The sequence below is a fragment of the Acidovorax sp. KNOB132 genome (assembly GCF_057541515.1).
This window is the reverse complement of record NZ_BAAJYT010000580.1, coordinates 1-952: the sequence shown is the minus strand read 5'-3', so window position 1 is coordinate 952 and position 952 is coordinate 1. Positions and strand designations below refer to the sequence as shown.

2 protein-coding genes are annotated in these 952 nt (G+C 74.6%); both read left to right on the top strand.

Translation table 11 applies throughout. The annotated features are described in order from the left end of the window. Positions 1-512: malonate decarboxylase holo-[acyl-carrier-protein] synthase (gene mdcG, locus AC27IO_RS24795; protein WP_498741292.1), on the top strand; the 512-nt coding region annotated here is incomplete at its 5' end. Beyond that, on the top strand, positions 509-952 hold a 444-nt coding region (locus tag AC27IO_RS24790), incomplete at its 3' end, for a triphosphoribosyl-dephospho-CoA synthase (RefSeq protein WP_498741291.1). The genes mdcG and AC27IO_RS24790, both read left to right, overlap by 4 nt.

The window sequence follows — 952 nt, the reverse complement described above, 5'->3', positions numbered from 1 at the left end:
CGGCCCCCGGCCGCTGGGCACGGCGCCGCCTGGCGCTGCGCGTGGCGCGCGAAGACATCCTCTACTTCGATGCCTTTCCCCCGGCCTTGCTGGCCCAGCCGCTGATGCCGACCGGATCGAAGGCCGCCTGGGGCCGCCTGTGCGAGGCGCTGCAGGCCTGCGGCGTGGCCGCCCGCATCTACGGCAGCCACGGCTGGCAGCTCATCACCGGGCTGGACCACCTGCGCAGCGGCTCCGATGCCGACCTGTGCATCGGCGTGGCCAGCCCCGCGCAGGCCGATGCCGCCGCCGCCTGCCTGCACGCCTTCCCGAAGGCGCAGCCCCGGCTCGACGGGGAACTGCTGTTCGCCAATGGCGCCGCCGTGGCCTGGCGCGAGTGGAGCGCCTGGCGTGCAGGCCGCGGCAAAGCCGTGATGGTCAAGCGCCTGGCTGGCGCCGCGCTGGCGCAAGCCCCCTTCTGGCCGGCCACGGAACCGGCAGAGGAACCGGCTGCAGAGGAGCCGCTGCCATGACCGCCAACGCACGGCGCCGGTCTGCGAGCGACCCGCGCCCGGACCCGGCCCCGCAGGCCATCGGCCGCGCCGCCACGCTGTCGCTCTACGACGAACTGGCCTTGTCGCCCAAGCCCGGGCTGGTGACCCTTACTGACAACGGCAGCCACACCGACATGGATGCCCGCACCTTCATGCGCAGCCTGTTCGCGCTGCGCGTCTATTTCGTGCGCATCGCCGCGCTGGGCCATGCCGGCGAAGGGTTCCCGGCGCTGGAGCGCTGCGGCATCGAGGCCGAAGCGCGCATGGTGGCGGCCACCGGTGGCGTCAACACCCACCGGGGTGCGATCTTCACGCTGGGCCTGCTGTGCGCCGCGGCGGGGGCCCTGGCGCGCGAAGGCACACCCCTGCAGCCCGCCGCGCTGAGCGAGGCACTGCGCCGCCACTGGGGCGCGGCGCTG